The 18,119-nt window shown below is 64.1% G+C and carries 20 protein-coding genes; 4 read left to right on the top strand and 16 right to left on the bottom strand.

Translation table 11 applies throughout. From position 1 onward, the window contains the following. Positions 1 to 33: 33 nt before the first annotated feature. From ACLSSQ_RS06090 to ACLSSQ_RS06080, 3 genes are all read right to left on the bottom strand, one after another. Positions 34 to 762, bottom strand: a complete 729-nt coding sequence (locus ACLSSQ_RS06090) for a proteasome-type protease (RefSeq protein WP_130458871.1) — start codon at positions 760 to 762, stop codon at positions 34 to 36. A 76-nt stretch (positions 763 to 838) separates the two neighbouring features. Beyond that, a complete protein-coding gene (locus ACLSSQ_RS06085) occupies positions 839 to 1,783 on the bottom strand; it encodes an alpha-E domain-containing protein (RefSeq protein ID WP_014238247.1) in 945 nt (314 codons plus the stop codon). A 136-nt stretch (positions 1,784 to 1,919) separates the two neighbouring features. After that, positions 1,920 to 3,335: a circularly permuted type 2 ATP-grasp protein gene (locus tag ACLSSQ_RS06080; protein ID WP_172974662.1), complete on the bottom strand. Its 1,416-nt coding sequence runs from the start codon at positions 3,333 to 3,335 to the stop codon at positions 1,920 to 1,922. 244 nt (positions 3,336 to 3,579) lie between these two features. Here ACLSSQ_RS06080 and ACLSSQ_RS06075 point away from each other — a divergent pair, with 244 nt between their 5' ends. Beyond that, positions 3,580 to 5,223 carry a methyl-accepting chemotaxis protein gene (locus ACLSSQ_RS06075; RefSeq protein WP_014238249.1) on the top strand — a complete coding sequence of 548 codons (1,644 nt, stop codon included), beginning with the start codon at positions 3,580 to 3,582 and terminating at the stop codon, positions 5,221 to 5,223. Positions 5,224 to 5,297: 74 nt separating this feature from the next. Here ACLSSQ_RS06075 and ACLSSQ_RS06070 read toward each other — a convergent pair whose 3' ends face one another. From ACLSSQ_RS06070 to ACLSSQ_RS06045, 6 genes are all read right to left on the bottom strand, one after another. Then, on the bottom strand, positions 5,298 to 6,926 hold the full coding sequence (locus ACLSSQ_RS06070; RefSeq protein WP_014238250.1) for a methyl-accepting chemotaxis protein: 1,629 nt from the start codon (positions 6,924 to 6,926) through the stop codon (positions 5,298 to 5,300). Between the two features lie 164 nt (positions 6,927 to 7,090). Continuing rightward, complete coding sequence (locus tag ACLSSQ_RS06065) at positions 7,091 to 8,269, bottom strand: acetyl-CoA C-acyltransferase family protein (protein WP_014238251.1); 1,179 nt, start codon at positions 8,267 to 8,269, stop codon at positions 7,091 to 7,093. 27 nt (positions 8,270 to 8,296) lie between these two features. Next, positions 8,297 to 9,217, bottom strand: coding sequence for a CobD/CbiB family protein (locus ACLSSQ_RS06060; protein ID WP_014238252.1), 921 nt, complete (start codon positions 9,215 to 9,217; stop codon positions 8,297 to 8,299). A 168-nt stretch (positions 9,218 to 9,385) separates the two neighbouring features. After that, positions 9,386 to 10,012 carry a CoA pyrophosphatase gene (locus tag ACLSSQ_RS06055; protein ID WP_014238253.1) on the bottom strand — a complete coding sequence of 209 codons (627 nt, stop codon included), beginning with the start codon at positions 10,010 to 10,012 and terminating at the stop codon, positions 9,386 to 9,388. After that, complete coding sequence (locus tag ACLSSQ_RS06050; protein WP_014238254.1) at positions 9,996 to 10,256, bottom strand: hypothetical protein; 261 nt, start codon at positions 10,254 to 10,256, stop codon at positions 9,996 to 9,998. The genes ACLSSQ_RS06055 and ACLSSQ_RS06050 overlap by 17 nt, the downstream gene beginning before the upstream one ends. Before the next feature lie 21 nt (positions 10,257 to 10,277). Beyond that, on the bottom strand, positions 10,278 to 10,880 hold the full coding sequence (locus tag ACLSSQ_RS06045; RefSeq protein WP_238526315.1) for a retropepsin-like aspartic protease family protein: 603 nt from the start codon (positions 10,878 to 10,880) through the stop codon (positions 10,278 to 10,280). A gap of 70 nt (positions 10,881 to 10,950) precedes the next feature. Between ACLSSQ_RS06045 and ACLSSQ_RS06040 the strand changes: the two genes are divergently transcribed. Then, positions 10,951 to 11,661 (top strand): type 1 glutamine amidotransferase, encoded by a 711-nt coding sequence (locus ACLSSQ_RS06040; protein WP_416244060.1) that lies wholly within the window; start codon positions 10,951 to 10,953, stop codon positions 11,659 to 11,661. Between the two features lie 66 nt (positions 11,662 to 11,727). Here ACLSSQ_RS06040 and ACLSSQ_RS06035 read toward each other — a convergent pair whose 3' ends face one another. From ACLSSQ_RS06035 to ACLSSQ_RS06010, 6 genes are read right to left on the bottom strand one after another with little or no spacing between them, the layout of a single operon-like run. Further along, entirely contained in the window at positions 11,728 to 12,222 is a 495-nt protein-coding gene (locus ACLSSQ_RS06035; RefSeq protein ID WP_130458877.1) for a YajQ family cyclic di-GMP-binding protein, read from the bottom strand. 12 nt (positions 12,223 to 12,234) lie between these two features. After that, entirely contained in the window at positions 12,235 to 12,549 is a 315-nt protein-coding gene (locus ACLSSQ_RS06030) for a pyrimidine/purine nucleoside phosphorylase (RefSeq protein WP_014238258.1), read from the bottom strand. Next, positions 12,549 to 12,770: a DUF2788 domain-containing protein gene (locus tag ACLSSQ_RS06025; protein ID WP_014238259.1), complete on the bottom strand. Its 222-nt coding sequence runs from the start codon at positions 12,768 to 12,770 to the stop codon at positions 12,549 to 12,551. The genes ACLSSQ_RS06030 and ACLSSQ_RS06025 overlap by 1 nt, the downstream gene beginning before the upstream one ends. Positions 12,771 to 12,782: 12 nt before the next feature. Continuing rightward, positions 12,783 to 14,012, bottom strand: coding sequence for an argininosuccinate synthase (locus tag ACLSSQ_RS06020; RefSeq protein WP_130458878.1), 1,230 nt, complete (start codon positions 14,010 to 14,012; stop codon positions 12,783 to 12,785). Between the two features lie 18 nt (positions 14,013 to 14,030). After that, a complete protein-coding gene (argF, locus tag ACLSSQ_RS06015) occupies positions 14,031 to 14,954 on the bottom strand; it encodes an ornithine carbamoyltransferase (protein WP_014238261.1) in 924 nt (307 codons plus the stop codon). 24 nt (positions 14,955 to 14,978) lie between these two features. After that, complete coding sequence (locus ACLSSQ_RS06010) at positions 14,979 to 16,151, bottom strand: aspartate aminotransferase family protein (protein WP_205229966.1); 1,173 nt, start codon at positions 16,149 to 16,151, stop codon at positions 14,979 to 14,981. A gap of 214 nt (positions 16,152 to 16,365) precedes the next feature. Between ACLSSQ_RS06010 and ACLSSQ_RS06005 the strand changes: the two genes are divergently transcribed. After that, positions 16,366 to 17,130: a ParA family protein gene (locus ACLSSQ_RS06005; RefSeq protein WP_416244059.1), complete on the top strand. Its 765-nt coding sequence runs from the start codon at positions 16,366 to 16,368 to the stop codon at positions 17,128 to 17,130. A gap of 48 nt (positions 17,131 to 17,178) precedes the next feature. Here the strand turns inward: ACLSSQ_RS06005 and ACLSSQ_RS06000 are convergent, their stop codons facing one another. Beyond that, on the bottom strand, positions 17,179 to 17,397 hold the full coding sequence (locus ACLSSQ_RS06000) for a hypothetical protein (protein WP_014238264.1): 219 nt from the start codon (positions 17,395 to 17,397) through the stop codon (positions 17,179 to 17,181). A 290-nt stretch (positions 17,398 to 17,687) separates the two neighbouring features. Between ACLSSQ_RS06000 and ACLSSQ_RS05995 the strand changes: the two genes are divergently transcribed. Beyond that, positions 17,688 to 17,981, top strand: coding sequence for a DUF3579 domain-containing protein (locus ACLSSQ_RS05995; protein ID WP_014238265.1), 294 nt, complete (start codon positions 17,688 to 17,690; stop codon positions 17,979 to 17,981). The last annotated feature ends 138 nt before the right edge of the window (positions 17,982 to 18,119 follow it).

The following is an 18,119-nucleotide window of genomic DNA, read 5'->3' as shown; positions in this document are numbered from 1 at the left end:
CCTTTTTTGTTGCCTGCCGAGCCGCTCCCGGCCTTAATCCCAGGCCGGGTCGGGCAGTTCGGCGAAGACCTGGCGCAGGCGTTCGCCCCATTGGGTGCGAATCTGGTTGAAGTAGGGATCGTCGGCGCCGATCTTGATCTGGTGGGTGACCTTGAAGTCCCCCCTCTCGTAGACCAGCAGGTCCAGAGGCAGGCCCACGGAGAGGTTGGAGCGGATGGTGGAATCCATGGAGATGAGGGCGCATTTGGAGGCCTCCTCCAGGCTGGTGGCCTTTTTCACCACCCGGTCGATGATGGGCTTGCCGTACTTGGATTCGCCGATCTGGAAATAGGGCGTATCGTGGGTCGCCTCGATGAAGTTGCCGGCGGCGTAGATCTGGAACAGGCGCGGCTCCTCGCCGTGGATGTGGCCGCCGAGGATGAAGGCGGCGGCGAAATCGACGCCGAATTCCTTGAGGGCCGCAGCATCCCGCTGGTGCACTTCGCGCAGGGCGTCGCCCACCAGGCGCGCCGCCTCGAACAGGTTGGGGGCGTTGTAGAGATTGGGCTTGTCAGTGGCCGCCAGGTGCTCGTTCAGCACATTGACCACGGACTGGCTGATGGAGAGATTGCCCGAGGTCATCAGCACCAGCATGCGCTCCCCCGGGCGCTCCCACACGGTCATCTTGCGGAAGGTGTTGATGTGGTCCACCCCGGCGTTGGTGCGGGAATCGGAAAGGAAGACCAGGCCGGCATCGAGCCGCATTGCCACGCAGTAAGTCATGTTGTCGTCGCTGTTTTTATGATGGTGAAAAAAGGCCGGCGGCAGCTGCCGCCGGCGCCTCCCCGACTGGTGCGCCTCAGGCCGGCACCAGGAAGTCCTGGGAGATGCGGTTGCCCAGGTCGTAGATGTCGTCCATGAACTCGGTCAGGTACTCGTGCAGGCCATCCTCCAGCACGTCGTCGATGCGGCCGTAGTGCAGGCGCGAATGCAGCAGGCCGGCCCGGCGCAGGGTCTCGCTGGACTGGCGGTTGCCCACCAGGCCCAGCAGGTGATTCACCTTGTCCAGGCAGTGGTGCAGGGAACGGGGCATGTCCATGCGCAGGATCAGCAGCTCCGCCACCCGGGCCGGGGTGATGACGTCCCGGTACACCTTGCGGTACACCTCGAAGGCGGAAAGGGAGCGCAGCAGGGCGCCCCACTGGTAGAAGTCGGTGACGCCGCCCTCCTCCCCTTCACCGTTGGGCTGCAGGAAGTGGTATTTCACGTCCAGGATGCGGGCCGTGTTGTCGGCCCGCTCCAGGAGGCCGCCCATGCGGATGAAGTGGGCCGCCTCGTCCTGCAGCAGGGTGCCAAAGGTGACGCCCCGGGTCAGGGCCGAGCGCAGCTTGACCCATTCGAAGAACTCGGTGATGCCGCCGGCCATGATCTGCTCGAAGCTCTGGGCCCGCAGGTCGATCCAGGCGGCGTTGATGGTCTCCCACATTTCCGTGGTAAGGGTGCCGCGCACGGCGTGGGCGTTTTCCCGGGCCGCCCGCAGGCAGCTGTAGATGGAGGAGAAGTTGCTTTCGTCCCGCACCATGAAGCGCAGCACGTTTTCCGCACTGGGCTCGCCGTAGGCCTTGGCGAAGGGCTCTTCCAGGCTGTTGAGGACGATGATGGCGTTCCAGTTCTGGTTCGCCGCTTCCGGCGACTGGGGCACCAGGGACATCTGGTAGGTGACGTCCAGCAGGCGGGCCAGGTTCTCGGCCCGCTCGATGTAGCGGGCCATCCAGTAGAGGTGATCGGCGGTACGACTGAGCATATGCGGCTCCTTATTTATTAGCCACAGAGGACACAGAGGGACAAGCTCGCAGCAGATAGGCCTTGCCTAGAAAAATTGGCTTGGTCATGCAATCGCATTTTCTCTGTGTTCTCTGTGCCCTCTGTGGCAAAGCTTTTCATTCCAGCACCCAGGTGTCCTTGGTGCCGCCGCCCTGGGAGGAGTTCACCACCAGGGAGCCTTCCTGCAGGGCCACCCGGGTGAGGCCACCGGGGACCATGGTCACTTCCTTGCCGGAGAGGACGAAGGGGCGCAGGTCGATGTGGCGTGGCGCCACGCCCGATTCAACGAAGGTGGGGCAGGTGGAGAGGGCCAGGGTGGGCTGGGCGATGTACTTTTCCGGGTTGGCGACAAGACGCCGGCGGAAGTCCTCGATCTCGGCCTGGGTGGAGGCCGGCCCCACCAGCATGCCGTAGCCGCCGGCGCCATGGACTTCCTTCACCACCAGTTCCGGCAGGTGGGCCAGGGTGTAGGCCAGGTCGTCGGGCTTGCGGCACATGTAGGTGGGCACGTTGTTGAGGATAGGCTCCTCCCCCAGGTAGAAGCGCACCATCTCCGGCACATAGGGGTAGATGGACTTGTCGTCGGCCACCCCGGTGCCCACCGCATTGGCCAGGGTCACCTTGCCGGCCCGGTAGGCCTGCAGGATGCCGGGCACGCCGAGCATGGAATCGGCACGGAAGACCTGGGGGTCGATGAAGTCGTCGTCGATGCGGCGGTAGATCACGTCCACCCGCTGGGGGCCCTGGGTGGTGCGCATGTAGACCGTGTCGTTATCGACGAAAAGGTCCCGCCCCTCCACCAGTTCCACCCCCATCTGCTGGGCCAGGAAGGTGTGCTCGAAGTAGGCGCTGTTGTAGGCCCCCGGGGTCAGCACCACCACGGTGGGATCGGAGACGCCGTTGGGAGCGGAGGCCCGCAGGGTCTCCAGCAGTAGGTCCGGGTAATGCTCCACCGGGGCCACCTTGTGCTTGGAGAACAGCTCGGGGAAGAGCCGCATCATCATCTTGCGGTCTTCCAGCATGTAGGAGACGCCGGAGGGGACCCGCAGGTTGTCTTCCAGCACGTAGAACTCGCCGGCCCCGGCCCGCACCAGGTCCACGCCGGCGATGTGGGCATAGATGCCGGCCGGCACGTCCACCCCGCGCATGATGGGACGGAACTGGGCGTTGCCCTCCACCTGCTCCCGGGGAATACGCCCAGCCTTGAGGATTTCCTGGTCGTGGTAGATGTCGTGGAGGAACAGGTTGAGAGCCTTGACCCGCTGCTTGAGGCCGGCCTTGAGGGCCTTCCACTCATCTGCCGGGATGACCCGGGGAATGATGTCGAAGGGGATCAGCCGCTCGGTGCCGGCCTCCTCGCCATAGACGGCGAAGGTGATGCCGACGCGGCGGAAGGCGATGTCGGCCTCGGCCCGCTTGCGGGCGATGCGTTCGTCAGGGGTTTCGGAAAGCCAGCGCCGGTAGGTCTGGTAGTGGGAGCGGACGGCGCCGTCGGCACCGTTCATTTCGTCGAAGAAGCTGGGCTTGTTCATGATGGTCGCGCCATGAGGAAGGGCGACAATCAAATAGCAGGGGTTGTGCCAGGATCATAATCGCTTGATCCTTAAAGGACTTCCGGGGAATTGGCGGAAGCGGCGCCAGAAAACGGTGCCACCATGCACCATGGGCAGAAGCGGGCGCACCAATTTGAAGCAGAAAAGTGTGATTTCCTTCACAGCATGGCTGGTGGCGGAAATATAATGCGCACTTCATGTTTCATATAGTTTGGACAATCCCATGCTTGATCAACTTTCCCTGCGTACCCGACTCCTGGCGGTGGTGCTGGTGGCGCTCCTGGGGGTCCTGGCACTGGCGGCCATCGCCGCCTTCAATACCCGCTCCCTCATGCTGGATGAGAGAAAAGGCCAGATTCGCGCCATTACCCAGGGCGCCTACAACGTGGTCGCCTACTATCAAAGCCAGGAAGCCGCCGGCAACCTCAGCCGCGACGAGGCCCAGGCCCACGCCAAGGCGGCCGTGCGGCAGATCCGCTTCAACGGCCCCGACGGCAAGAGCGACTATTTCTACATCTGGACCCCCGACGGCATCAGCGTCATGCATGCCCTGAAGCCGGAATGGGAAGGCAAGCCCATGGGCGACCAGGTGAAGGACGGCAGCGGCAAGCTGATCATCCGGGAACTGGCAAGCCTGCTGCAGAACCAGGCCACCACCTACATGGACACCCAGTTCGTCAAGAAGGCGGGCGATCCCACCATGTATCCCAAGGTGCTCTACGCCCAGAAATTCCCGGCCTGGGACTGGATCATCGGCACCGGCGTCTATATCGACGAAGTGGACCGGGAGTTCCAGCAAACCCTGATCTACCAGGGCCTGCTGGCCCTGGTGGTGCTGGCCCTGATCGGCAGCATCTGCTACCTGGTGACCCGCAGCGTGCTCAAGCAGATCGGCGGCGAACCTGCCGCCGCCACGGCCATCATGCAGCAGGTGGCCGGCGGCAACCTGCATGCGGCCATCGGCCAGACCCAGCCCGGCAGCCTGCTCCATGCCCTGAGCCAGATGGTGCTCTCCCTGCGCCAGATGCTCACCGAAATCCGCCAGGACGCGGAAACCCTGGCCAGCAACTCCCAGGCGATCAGCTCCGCCTCCAGCCAGCTGGCCGACACCACCGGTGCCCAGGCCGATGCCACCTCCTCCATGGCCGCCGCCATTGAACAGCTGACGGTCAGTTCCAGCCACATTTCCGACAGCGCCGAGGAGACCCAGGGGGATTCCCACAAAGCCGTGGATCTCTCCAAACAGGGCCGGGAACGGGCAGAGCAGGCCGCCGAGGCCATGCAGCGCATCGCCGCCACGGTATCCGAAGGCTCCACCCGCATCCGCACCCTGGATCAGCAGGCCAACCAGATTTCCTCCATTGCCGGCGTGATCAAGGACATCGCCGGGCAAACCAATCTGCTGGCCCTCAACGCCGCCATCGAGGCGGCCCGGGCCGGCGAGGCGGGCCGCGGTTTCGCCGTGGTGGCCGACGAGGTGCGCAAACTGGCGGAGCGGACGTCCTCCGCCACCATCGAAATCGAGCAGATGATCGCCAGCATCCAGAGCGAGACCAACAATGCGGTGCAGTCCATGGACGACGCCCTGCCCCAGGTGGAACAGGGGGTCAGCCTGGCCCAGGCGGCGGCCGAATCCCTGGCCAATATCGAGGCCGGCGCCCTGCGCACCCTGGAGCACATCCAGGAAGTGGCCAATGCCATCCGCGAACAGAGCGCCGCCAGCACCTCCATCGCCCAGCGCGTCGAAGCCATTGCTCAGACGGTGGAAGAAACCAGCACCACCATGAACAACACCATGACCTCTGCCCAGGACCTGGAACGGGTGGCCCACAACCTGAAGGGCCTGGTGAACCGCTTCCAGACCTGAGGCCGGCAACGCCCAATGAAAAAAGCCCGGAGCTTCGGCCCCGGGCTTTTTTTTTGTGTACCTCGTCGACCGGCTTAGCGCCCGGGCTGGAACTGGAAGTAGGCGATGAGGTTGCGCAGTTCGCCGGCGGTGGCCAGCAGCTGCTGCACATTGCGCTCCGCCTCGCCGATGGCGGCGGCGTTTTCCTCGATCAGGGCGGCGATCTCGGAGACGCTCATGGCCACGTCCTGGCTGGCCTGGGACTGCTGCACCGTGGCCTGGGCGATGTGACGCGCCATCTCGTCGATGTGCTGCCCGTCCTGGACCACTTCGGCCAGGCTGACCCCGGTCTCGCCCATGGCCTCATCGTTGTGCCCCACCTGGGCGCCGGCGGATTCGATGCTGCCGACGGCGCTTTCGGTGATCTTCTGGATCTCCGTCACCATTTCGGCGATTTCGGCGGTCTGCAGGCGGGTGCGCTCGGCCAGCTTGCGCACCTCGTCGGCCACCACGGCGAAACCGCGCCCCGCCTCACCGGCCCGGGCCGCCTCGATGGCGGCGTTGAGGGCGATGAGGTTGGTCTGGTCGGCGATCTCCTGGATGCCCTGGGTCACCACCCCGATACGGTTGAGGGACTGGAACAGGGTGGCCATGGTGTTGGAGGCGGTATCCACCGCCGAGACCACGGCCCGGGAGGCCTCCCGGCCCTGGATCATGCGCTGCTCCACCCCGGCGATGCGCTCCCGGGTGGTGCCAACGGCGCTGGCCGTCTCCTGGGCATCGGCCGAGACCTGTTCCACCGTGGCGCTCATCTCCTCCATGGAGGCGGCGATGCGGCTCACCGAGTCGGACTGGGACTCGGACTGGGAGGAGACGCTGGACATCTCCAGGTTGAGCTGGGTGGTGTTGCCGCTGACCCGGTTCGCCGCTTCGGCAATTTCCGCCAGCATGACCTTGAGGTGAGCCTGGGTGGTGAGCAGGGAATCCTGCAGCTTGCCCACCTCGTCCAGACGGTCGTGCCACAGGTCTTCCGACAGATCGCCCTGGGCCACCCGGTCCAGGCTGCTGTTGGTGGCATCGATGGCGCGGAAGATACCCTGCTGCAGGCCGATCTGCACCGCGCCGGCAACCAGGCCGGTGAGACTCAGTATCTGCACCAGGGCGACGATGCTGTCGGCGGAAAAGCCGATGCCGCTGCCGAACCAGACGCCGATGCCGGTCAGCAACTGGGCCGCCATGACGAACAGGGTGAGGCCGGCCATCTTCTTGCGCAGGCTGACCTTGCGCCAGCCGCCCGGCCGGGGAATGGCGCCGCCCCCCTTGCCCAGCTTGGCGTAAAGAGCCTCGGCAGACTGCACCTGGGCCCGGGAGGGCTCGGTGCGCACCGACATGTAGCCGATGGTCTGACCCTTCTGCCGCACCGGCACCACCAGGGCATCGACCCAGTAATGGTCGCCGTTCTTGCAGCGGTTCTTGACGATGCCGCGCCAGGGGCGGCCTTCCTTCACCGAGATCCACAGGTCGGCAAAGGCGGCCGGCGGCATGTCCGGGTGGCGCACCAGATTGTGGTTCTTGCCGATCAGTTCATCCCGGGTGAAGCCGCTCAGCTCGACGAAGGTGTCGTTGGCGTAGGTGATGATCCCTTTCAGATCGGTTTTCGAAACGATGTACTTGCCCTTGATGAAGGGCACTTCAACTTGTGTGACGGGAAGATTGTTTTTCATGTTTCCCTGATACTCCCTGAGAGCCACTCTCATTTGGATGGCCTCGCGATGTTATCTCAACTTCATTACATTTGCCCTTAGCATGAATCACAGATCGTGCCCGGTAGACGAAAAAAAGCCCGACGGGATGGCTCCCGTCGGGCTTTTCAGCCTAAGCCGTTGTTTTAGATGCGTTCGTAGATGGTGGTGATGCCCTGGCCGCCGCCGATGCACATGGTGGCCATGCCGTAACGGGCACCGGTACGCTGCATTTCATGCAACAACTTGGTGACAATGACGCCGCCGGTTGCACCAACCGGGTGCCCCAGGGCAATGGCGCCGCCATTGACGTTGGTCTTGGCGGGGTCCAGGCCCAGGCCCTTGGCCACAGCCAGGGACTGGGCGGCAAAGGCTTCGTTGGACTCGACCAGGTCGATCTGGTCCAGGGTCAGGCCGGCCTTCTGCAGGGCCAGCTTGGAGGACGGGATCGGACCTTCGCCCATGATTTCGTTGGGCACGCCGGCGATGGCGTAGGACACCAGGCGGGCGATGGGCTTGTGACCTGCAGCGGCGGCCTTGGCGGCATCGGCCAGCACCAGGAAGGCAGCGGCGTCATTGATGCCGGAAGCGTTGCCGGCGGTGACGGAACCGTCCTTCTTGAAGGCGGCCTTCATCTTGGCCAGGGCCTCCATGGTGGTGGCGCGGGGGTGCTCGTCGGTATCGAAGACCACGTCGCCCTTCTTGGTCTGGAAGGTGATGGGCACGATCTGGCTCTTGAAACGGCCTTCGGCGATGGCCTTGGCGGCGCGGTTCTGGGATTCCAGGGCGAAGGCGTCCTGCTCTTCCCGGGTCAGGCCCCACTTGGTCACCAGGTTTTCGGCAGTGATGCCCATATGGCCGACGCCGAAGGGGTCGGTGAGGACGGAAACCATGGCGTCGATGGCCTTGGTGTCACCCATGCGGGCGCCGGAGCGCAGGGCCGGCAGCAGGTAAGCGCCGCGGGACATGACTTCGACGCCGCCGCCGATGGCGTAGTCGGCGTCACCCAGCATGATGGCCTGGGCGGAGGAGACGATGGCCTGCATGGCGGAACCGCACAGGCGGTTCACGGCGAAGGCCACGGAATCCATGGACATGCCGCCCTGGATGGTGGCCAGGCGGGCGACGTAGGCGTAGCGGGTTTCGGTGGGGATACAGTTGCCGACGGTGGCAAAGGTCACGGCCTTGGGGTCCACACCGGCACGGGCAATGGCTTCCTTGACGACCAGACCACCCAGCTCGGCGGGCTCCATGCCAGCCAGGGAACCGCCAAAACCACCCACAGCGGAACGAACGGCGGACAGAACTACGATTTCCTTGCTCATGAGCATCTCCTTGTTATAACTGACTTATCAACCCACCCAAGTGGCGAGCCCGATCAACAGCAACAGCAACAGCCACAGCACCAGGGCCCGCCAAACCAGGCCCACCGTGCTCTGCATGAAATCCACATCGGCTTCTTCGCCGACCCCCAGTTCGGCCCGGTCGGTGACCTCGCCGCCTTCCACCAGGGGCTGGCCGAGACGCACGCCGAGGGCACCGGCACCGCTGGACAGCACGATGCCCAACTCGTGGTCGGCCCACTGGCCGGCCTGGGTGCGCCAGCAATAGACCGCATCCTCGAAATCGCCGACCACGGCGAAGGCGGCAGCGGTGGCCCGCAGGGGCAGCCAGTCGATGATGGCAAAGATTTGTTGCGAAAATTTGCCAAAGTCACCGAATTCTTCATCCTGCCGCTGGCCCCAGCGCTCGGCCAGAATGCCGGCGAGGCGGTACAGCACCGCACCGCAGGGACCGGGAAGCAGGACGAAACAGAGGATCACCGCAAAAACATGGCGATGGGAAGCGGCCAGGGCCTCCTCGATGGCCAGGCGGGCCACCTCGCTGGACGACAGCCCTTCGGCGGAACGGCCCCGCCATTCGGCCAGAAGCTGTCGGGCCCGGGGCACGTCGCCCATGCGCAGGGCCAGGTGAATGTCGGTGAAATGGTGGCTGAACTGGCGGAAGCCCATGGTCAGATACAGCACCAGGACGTTCCAGGCCCACCCCAGCAACGGTGTCACGGCGCAGAGCAGGTAATAGATGCCGGCCGCCAGCAGCACGGGCGGCAGCACGGCGGCCAGCCAGGCGATCAGGCCATGCCGCGAGTCGCCGGCGTTGAGGCGCGACTCCAGGAAGTCGGCATAGCGACCCACCGGTTCCAGCAAAAGGCGATTGGGTAGCGGCCGGAACTGTTCGAGGAACAGGGCCGCGATCAGGGAAAAAAGGCTCATCCCGAACTTGAGGCGCGATGTTGATCGGAAGCAGGGAGCCGCCTGGCAGGTGGCTCGGCGCGGAAACCACGCAACCGCCAAATGCTTTGCCAGCGCCCCTGTCGGAGAAGGTCCAAGATAACACATTTCGCCCCGGCCTGCAGATGACAGCCGGGAGCGGCGGGCATCCTACAGCGGTGTCGCCGGGTAGCCGAGACGGTCGGCCAGGGAGACGATCATGCCGGCGGTGGCGCCCCAGATGAAGTAGTCGCCATAGGGCATGGCGAAATAGTGGCGCAGCCGCCCCCGCCACTCCCGGGAGTGGCGCTGGCGATTGGCCGGGTCCAGGAGGAAGGCCAGGGGTACTTCGAAAACTTCGGCCACCTCGAAGGGGTCGGGCCGCAGGGTGAAGGGCGGGCGCACCAGGCCCACCACCGGGGTGACGCGAAAGCCAGTGCTGGTACGGTACTCCGGCAGGTAGCCGAGCACTTCCACCAGCTCCGGGGACATGCCGATCTCTTCCTCGGTCTCCCGCAGGGCGGTGTGGATGGGGGACTGGTCCACCTCCTCCACCCGGCCGCCGGGAAAGCTGACCTGGCCGCCATGGTCACGCAGGTGGGAGGTGCGCTGGGTCAGCAGCACCGTGGGATGGCTCTCCCGCAGCACAATGGGAAAGAGGACGGCAGCCGGCGTCAGGGTTTCGTTGCCGATGCCGTCTTCCAGGATCGGCGGGGCCGCCAGGGGTTCGGCGGAAAGGCTGGCACGGAGGCGCTCCAGGTCCACCACGCCGGCCGGACCGTCAATGGGTTTCAGCACCGCTTTCCTCGATCTCGGCACTGACGGCCTGCAGGGCGTCCTGCAGGGTTTCTTCCGGCAGGCGGTTGATGTGGGTCGCCACCAGATCGGCGGCCTCCACGGCGCCGACCGGCAGGCGCTTGCTGTCCAGGCCGGCGATGAGGCTGGCGGCGGCACCGACGATCTGCAGCAGCAAGTGACGCTCGCCCATGAGCAGTTCCAGTTCTTCGCGCAGCAGGGCGATTTCCTGATCACGTTGGGGCATTGGGGGTTCCTCCAGGGGGAATCAATAACGTTTTTTTAGAATCATGCGCTGCCCGTCCCGCTGCATTTCCATGCGGTTGAGAAAACTCATGCCGAGCAGGGCGATGGGCATGTCACTCTCGTGCACCAGGCCATCCACATCGGTCAGGGTGACGTCACCGATGCGCACGGTGGACAGAAGTACCTTATACACCCGCGCCGTGCCATTGGCTGTCTGGGTATAACCGACCTGGGCATTGCGCAGGTCGAGGCCCAGACGGCGGGCATCGGACGCGCCGATGGAAACCATGGTAGCACCCGTGTCCACCAGGAAGCGGATGGTGCCGCCGTTGATGTTGCCGGTGGCGTAGAAATGGCCGCTGGCATCGGAAGACAGGGTCAGGGTGGGGGTGCGGTCGGAAGATTGCTGGGAGACGACGCTCTGGCCCACCCGCAGGGTGCGCCGCTTGCCGTCCACCTCGATGATGGCGGCACCGTCCTCCACCGCCACCAGCTTCACGCCCTGCTCCGTCTTCTGGCCCACGGCCACGCCCTTGGGCGGGGCGCCGTCGATGACCAGCAGGGCCTTGTTGGGGAAGACGCCGGCAATGCCGACTTCGACAGCCTGCAGGGGCGATGCCAGCAAAAGACATAGGCATGACAGCCAGCCCAGACTAGAATGCCCCGTCGCCATCCTTCCGCCCCATTTCCCTGCCATGCGTCCCGTTGCCATTTTTCGCCATACTCCGACAGAAGGTCCGGGCTATTTTGCCACATTCCTGGAAGGCCACGGCATCGCCTGGGAGCTGATCCCCGTGGACGCCGGCGCCCCCGTGCCGGCCTCACCGGAGGCCTATGCCGGCCTCTGTTTCATGGGTGGCCCCATGAGCGTGAACGACCCCCTGCCGTGGATCGACCATACCTGTGCCCTGATCCGCAGCGCCGTCGCTGCCGGCATCCCGGTACTTGGGCACTGCCTCGGCGGCCAGCTCATGGCCAAAGCCCTGGGCGGCCAGGTGACGCCTAATCCAATCAAGGAAATCGGCTGGGGCACGGCCCGCATCGAGGAGGGTGAAATTCCCGGCCACTGGTTCAACGGCCTGGGGGGCGAAGTCACCGTTTTCCAGTGGCACGGCGAAACCTTCTCCCTGCCGCCCCAGGCCGTGCGCCTGCTCACCAACGATTTCTGCGCCAACCAGATGTTCGCCCTGGGGCCCCACCTGGCCATGCAGTGCCATGTGGAAATGACGCCGGAGCTGATCGCCACCTGGAGCAGCGACTGGGCGGACGAAGCCCGGGCCGCCGCCCGGCATCCTGCCGGCCAGACGCCCGAGCAGATGGTGGCCGAAATCGAATGGCGCCTGCCCGCCATGCGGCAGCTGGCCGACCGTCTGTACGGGGCCTGGATCGCCAACCTGCGCCGCTGACAGGACTACGGCAAAAGAAAACGGCGCCCGCGGGCGCCGTTTTTCATGCAGGCGGAGAACGCCGGTTCAGTCGCGGAAATTGCCGTACTTGATGGGGAAGTCGGTAATGGACTTCTTCACCAGGGCAATGGTTTCCTGCAGCACATCGCGCTTGGCGCCGGTGACGCGCACCGTGTCGCCCTGGATGGCGGCCTGCACCTTGAGCTTGGAGTCCTTCACCAGCTTGACGATCTTCTTCGCCAGCTCGCTCTCGATGCCGATCTTGATCTTCAGGTCCTGCTTCACCTTGTCGCCGGAGACCTTCTGCACGGCCTGCTGGTCCAGGCGCTTGACGCAGTCCGGCTCCTTCTTTTCCATTTCGGGAAAGAGAATGGTCTTGATCTGGTCGAGCTGGAAGTCGGAGTCGCCGTAGACCGTGATGACCTTGTCCTTCTCGTTGAGCTCCACCTTGGCGGTGGTGCCCTTGAAGTCGTGGCGGCCGACGATCTTCTTGCCGGTGGCATCGACGGCGTTCTTCAGCGCCACCATGTCCACTTCAGAGGAAAAATCGAAAGACGGCATGACGATCCTCGCTTAACCGAAGTAGCAGACGTAGTGGTAGGGCTCGCCGGTCACTTCGATGTCGAAGCTGGAATTGCCCGGCACGTTGAAGGACTCACCGGCACCGGAAGTCTTCCATTCTGTCTCGCCCTTGAGGCGATAGCGGCAGGCACCGGCCACGGTTTCCATGACTTCGGGAGCGCCGGTGTTGAAGGTCAGGCTGGCGGGCAGGATCACGCCCACGGTCTTCTTGGAGCCGTCGGCGAAAATCACGGTGTGGCTGACGCACTTGCCGTCGAAGTAGACGTTGGCAGCCTTGACCACGGAAACATTATCGAATTGAGACATCAGATTCCCCACAATTTCTGGATGAAGGTCTTGGAGATGAAGCCGAGCATCCCCAGAGACAGCACGAAAAACAGGACGAAGGTACCGACCTTGCCGGCCTTGGACTTGTAGGCCAGCTCGCCGATGATGAACAGCATGTAGAGGATGAAAGCCCCGATCCCGAAAGTGACGCCGAATTCGGAGATCTGGGCTTCCGTAAAGCCGAAGAGGGTGCTTTCCACCAAACCCTCCGCTTAACCCTTGCGTGCCTTGAGGTTGGCGGCGATGCGCATGCGCAGGGCGTTGAGCTTGATGAAGCCGCCCGCATCCTTCTGGTCGTAGGCGCCAGCATCGTCCTCGAAGGTGGCGATGGTCGGGTCGAACAGGGAGTCGGTCTTGGAATCGCGGCCCACGACGATGACGTTGCCCTTGTACAGCTTGAGGCGAACGGTACCGTTCACGGTCTGCTGGGTGTGGTCGATCAGGGTCTGCAGGGCCTTGCGCTCGGGCGCCCACCAGTAGCCGTTGTACACCAGGCTGGCGTAGCGGGGCATGAGGTCGTCCTTGAGGTGGGCGACTTCCCGGTCCAGGGTGATGGATTCGATGGCGCGGTGGGCGCGCAGCAGGATGGTGCCCCCCGGGGTTTCATAGCAGCCGCGGGACTTCATGCCGACGTAGCGGTTTTCCACCAGGTCCAGGCGGCCGATGCCGTGCTTGCCACCCAGCTCGTTGAGCTTGGCCAGCAGTTCGTGGGCCTTCATCTTCTGGCCGTTGATGGCCACCAGGTCGCCCTGGACGAATTCCAGATCCAGGTATTCGGCGGCATCGGGAGCGTTCTCCGGGGAGACGGTCCAGCGCCACATGTCTTCCTCGGCCTCGGCGGCGGGGTTCTCCAGGTGACGGCCTTCGTAGGAGATGTGCAGCAGGTTGGCGTCCATGGAGTAGGGAGAACCGCCCTGCTTGTGCTTCATCTCGACGGGGATGCCGTGCTGCTCGGCATAGGCCAGCAGCTTCTCGCGGGACAGCAGATCCCATTCGCGCCAGGGGGCGATGACCTTGACGCCGGGCTTGAGGGCGTAGGCGCCCAGCTCGAAGCGCACCTGGTCGTTGCCCTTGCCGGTGGCGCCGTGGGAGATGGCATCGGCACCGGTCAGGTTGGTGATCTCGATCAGGCGCTTGGCGATCAGGGGGCGGGCGATGGAGGTGCCCAGCAGGTACTCGCCTTCATAGACGGTGTTGGCGCGGAACATGGGGAAGACGAAGTCACGCACGAACTCTTCGCGCAGGTCGTCGATGAAGATGTTCTCGGGCTTGATGCCGAACTTCAGGGCCTTGGTGCGGGCCGGTTCCAGTTCCTCGCCCTGGCCCAGGTCGGCGGTGAAGGTCACCACTTCGCACTGGTAGGTATCCTGCAGCCACTTGAGGATGACGGAGGTGTCGAGGCCGCCGGAGTAGGCGAGAACCACTTTCTTGATGTCGCTCATGATGCTTCCCTGCAAAGATTAAGAATTGACGCGGCCCAGGAGCAGATACTCCATCAGGGCCTTCTGGGTGTGCAGCCGGTTCTCCGCCTCATCCCAGACTGCGGACTGGGGACCGTCGATCACTTCGGCGGTCACTTCCTCGCCACGGTGGGCCGGCAGGCAATGGAGGAAAATGGCGTCGGACTTGGCGATACGCATCATGTCGCCATCGACCTGCCAGTCGGCGAAGTCCTTCAGGCGTTCCTCGTTTTCAGCTTCGAAGCCCATGGAGGTCCACACGTCGGTGGTGACGATGTCGGCCCCCTTGGCCGCTTCCATGGGATCGCTAAATTGCTCGAAATTGGCGGTGCCGTAGAGGCCCGCCCGCTCCGCTTCCACCTCGTAGCCCGGGGGCGTGGAGACGTGGACGTTGAAATCCAGCACTTCGGCCGCCTGCAGCCAGGTGTTGCAGACGTTGTTGGAATCACCGATCCAGGCCACGGTCTTGCCCTGGATGGGGCCCCGGTGCTCGATGTAGGTGAAGATGTCGGCCATGATCTGGCACGGGTGGTATTCGTTGGTCAGGCCGTTGATCACCGGCACCCGGGAGTTGGCAGCGAAGCGCTCGATGATCTCCTGCTCGAAGGTGCGGATCATGACGATGTCGCTCATGCGGGAGATGACCTGGGCCGCATCTTCCACCGGCTCGCCGCGGCCCAGCTGGGAATCGCGGGTGTTGAGGTAGATGGCGGAACCGCCCAGCTGCTGCATGCCGGCCTCGAAGGAGAGGCGGGTACGGGTGCTGGCCTTCTCGAAAATCATCACCAGGGTGCGGTCGGTCAGGGGCCAGTACTGCTTGTAGTTCTTGAACTGGTCCTTGATCCAGCGGGTGCGCGCGAACAGGTAGTCGAACTCTTCCCGGGTGAAATCCTTGAACTGCAGAAAATGCTTGATTGACGACATAGTGGTCTCCCCTCCCCGACTGCCTCAGGCCGTCAGGAACTCCTTGATCAGGGCGGCCAGGCGCTGCACCAGCTCCTGGGTATCCGCCGCGCTGAAAGTCAATGCAGGCAACAGGCGCACCACCTTCTCGGCGGTGACGTTGATCAGCAGGCCGGCCTCCAGGCCCTTGGCCACCAGTTCGCCGCAGGGGCGGTCCAGCTCGATGCCCAGCATCAGGCCCTTGCCGCGAATCTCCACCAGGCCGCTGACACCGGCCAGGGCTTCGCTGAGCCCGCGACGGATGGCCTCACCCTGGGCCACGGCGTTTTCCCGCAGCTTTTCTTCCTCGATGCAGGCGATGGTGGTCAGGGCCGCGGCACAGGCCAGCGGATTGCCGCCGAAGGTGGAGCCGTGGTTGCCCGGCTTGAACAGACCGGCAGCCTTGCCGGCGGTCATGCAGGCGCCGATGGGCACACCGGAGCCCAGGCCTTTGGCCAGGGTGGCCACGTCGGGCAGGATGCCGGCGTGCTGGAAGCCGAACCAGGTGCCGGTACGGCCCATGCCGCACTGCACTTCGTCGCACATCAGGAGCCAGTCCTTCTCGTCGCACAGACTGCGCAGGCCACGCTGGAATTCGGGGTCAGCCACATGGATGCCGCCTTCGCCCTGCACCATTTCCAGCAGCACGGCCACCACATTGGGATTCAGCTCGGCGGCGGCGCGGATGGCGTCCAGATCGTTGTATGGCACCCGCACGAAACCGGAGACCAGGGGCTCGAAGCCGGCCTGGGCCTTGCGGTTGCCGGTGGCCGACAGGGTCGCCAGGGTGCGGCCGTGAAAGGCTTTTTCCATGACGATGATAACCGGCGCATCGACGCCCTTCTGATGGCCGAAGAAGCGGGCCAGCTTGATGGCGGCCTCGTTGGCCTCGCAACCGGAGTTGCAGAAAAAGACCTCTTCCATGCGGGAAAGCCCGGCCAGACGATCGGCAAGCTCCTCCTGCAGGGGAATCCGGTATAGATTGGAGGTGTGCAGCACCCGAGCCGCCTGGCTGGCGATGGCATTGACCAGCTTGGGATGGTTGTGACCCAGGGTATTGACGGCGATGCCGGACAGGGCGTCCAGATAACACTTGCCGTCGGTATCGTAGATCCGGTTCCCCTCGCCATGGCTGAAAGCCACCGGCAGGCGGGCGTAGGTATTCATCAGGTGGGGCATGACCTTGCCTTGAAGTGACGGGCGAGGGGCGCGAGAATGACAAACGGCGGCCAGTGCCGCCGCCGTGGCGCCCCCGTACCCGGTGCTGTGCTGTAGTGAAAAGCCCAGAAATACGGGGTTGCTAAAGGTTGAATACTAAGCGAAAAACGCCGCCTTGTATAGGCGACACCCGGCCCGAGAGTGCCGTAAAACCTAGACCGAACAGGACTCCAACATGCCCCGGCTGGCGATCTTCAACCAGAAAGGCGGCGTCGGCAAGACGACCACCACCCTCAACCTTGCCGCCGCCAGCATCCGCCACAACCGCCCGCCCCTGCTCCTGGACCTGGACCCCCAGGGACACCTCTCCAGCATCCACGGCGGCGCCCCCAACCAGGTGGAGCACACCCTCTATTCCTTCTACCAGGACAACCGCCCCCTGGGCGACCTGGAACTGCCCTGGCCGGAGATCGGCACCCTGATCCCCTCGCACCAGCAGCTGATCAAGGTGGACTCCATCTACGGCAAGGGCCCCACCATCCTCAACAAGCTGCGCCTGGGACTCAACCACCTGGAAGAGAGCAAGGGCGAACGGGTCACCCTGATCGACTGCTGCCCCTACGTGGGCGTCCTGGCCCTCAACGCCATCTTTGCCGTGGAACGGGTGCTGATTCCCGTCTCCACCGACTTTCTCTCGCTCCAGGCCGCCTTCCACATGGCCCGCACCCTGGACATCCTGGAGCCGGTGCTGAAGCGGCGCGTGGCGCGGCGCTACGTACTCACCCGTTTCGACAGGCGCCGGCGCATGAGCGAGGACATCCGTCAGCGCCTCTGCGCCGCCTTCGGCGACGAGGTCTGCCGCACCGCCATCTCCGAGAACGTGGCGGTCGCCGAAAGCCCCTCCCTCAACCAGGACGTGTTCACCCACTCCTTTGCCAGCAACGGCGCCCAGGACTACCTGGCCCTGCATGACGAACTGCGGGGCAGCGACTTCCTCTGAAATGCAAAAGGGCGCCGCAGCGCCCCTCGTTACCGGAATACCGTCCGCTCAACCGGACAGCAAATCCACCACCTCCTCGAAGCTGGCCCCGGCCCGGCCGGTCACCGCCAGACGGCGGGCCTCCAGCACCTCGCAGTCCCGGTACATCTGGCGCAGCTTGCGCTGGGCTTCACCCTCATCGCGTCCCTGAATGGTCAGATGATCCACCACCGCACCGGTACGGGTGCGGATGCGGAAACTGAACTTGGTGAAAAAGACGGGCGTCACGACGACCCCCTTTAATTCAATGGGATGGGATGCAGTATATGCACAGACATTTAACTATGCAACGCACCACCATAATTTCATTGAACATTCTCGAAAGCAAAACCTGCCGATACCCATTCCCGGGAAAATCCGCCCGCCGCCAGCGACGACGAATGCGGCATTTCTGCTAGAATGCTTCGCGGCGCACGGAGGAGCCTCCCCGCCGATGCAGTCGGACATCATCCCGACATCCACACCACCCCGACCGGCACCCACAAGGCACCGGCGAGTCGATAAGAATACGTGGAGACATGACAACAGACGCAGCCCCCAACTTCATCATTGTCGGCCTGACCCGGGAGGGGCGAAAATTTCGCCCCAGCGACTGGGCTGAACGCCTGTGCGGCGTCATGTCTGCCTTTGGCGCCGAAAAGAAGATGAAATACTCCCCCTTCGTCGGCCCCTGTACCTTCCAGGGCGAAAAAGCCGTGTTCGTGGACGCCCAACTGGGCCGCCTCGAACCCATGGCCTACAAGTTCATGCTCAACTTTGCCAACGACAACGAACTGCAGGTCGTCGAAGGCGCGGAACGCCCCCACAACTGACGCGCCGATATCGGACGGCATCCCGCCGCCGAAGCACGCTTACACCACACCCGACACCAGCAAGACCACGAATACCGGCTCCCCGGGAGCCAGAAAACAAAAACGGCACCCGCAGGTGCCGTTTTTTTCATCCGGAGA

Source organism: Azospira sp. APE16, assembly GCF_047901315.1.
GTDB classification, from domain to species: Bacteria; Pseudomonadota; Gammaproteobacteria; order Burkholderiales; family Rhodocyclaceae; genus Azospira; species Azospira oryzae.
The sequence above is the reverse complement of the archived record's forward strand: the minus strand, read 5'-3'. Positions and strand labels throughout refer to the sequence as shown.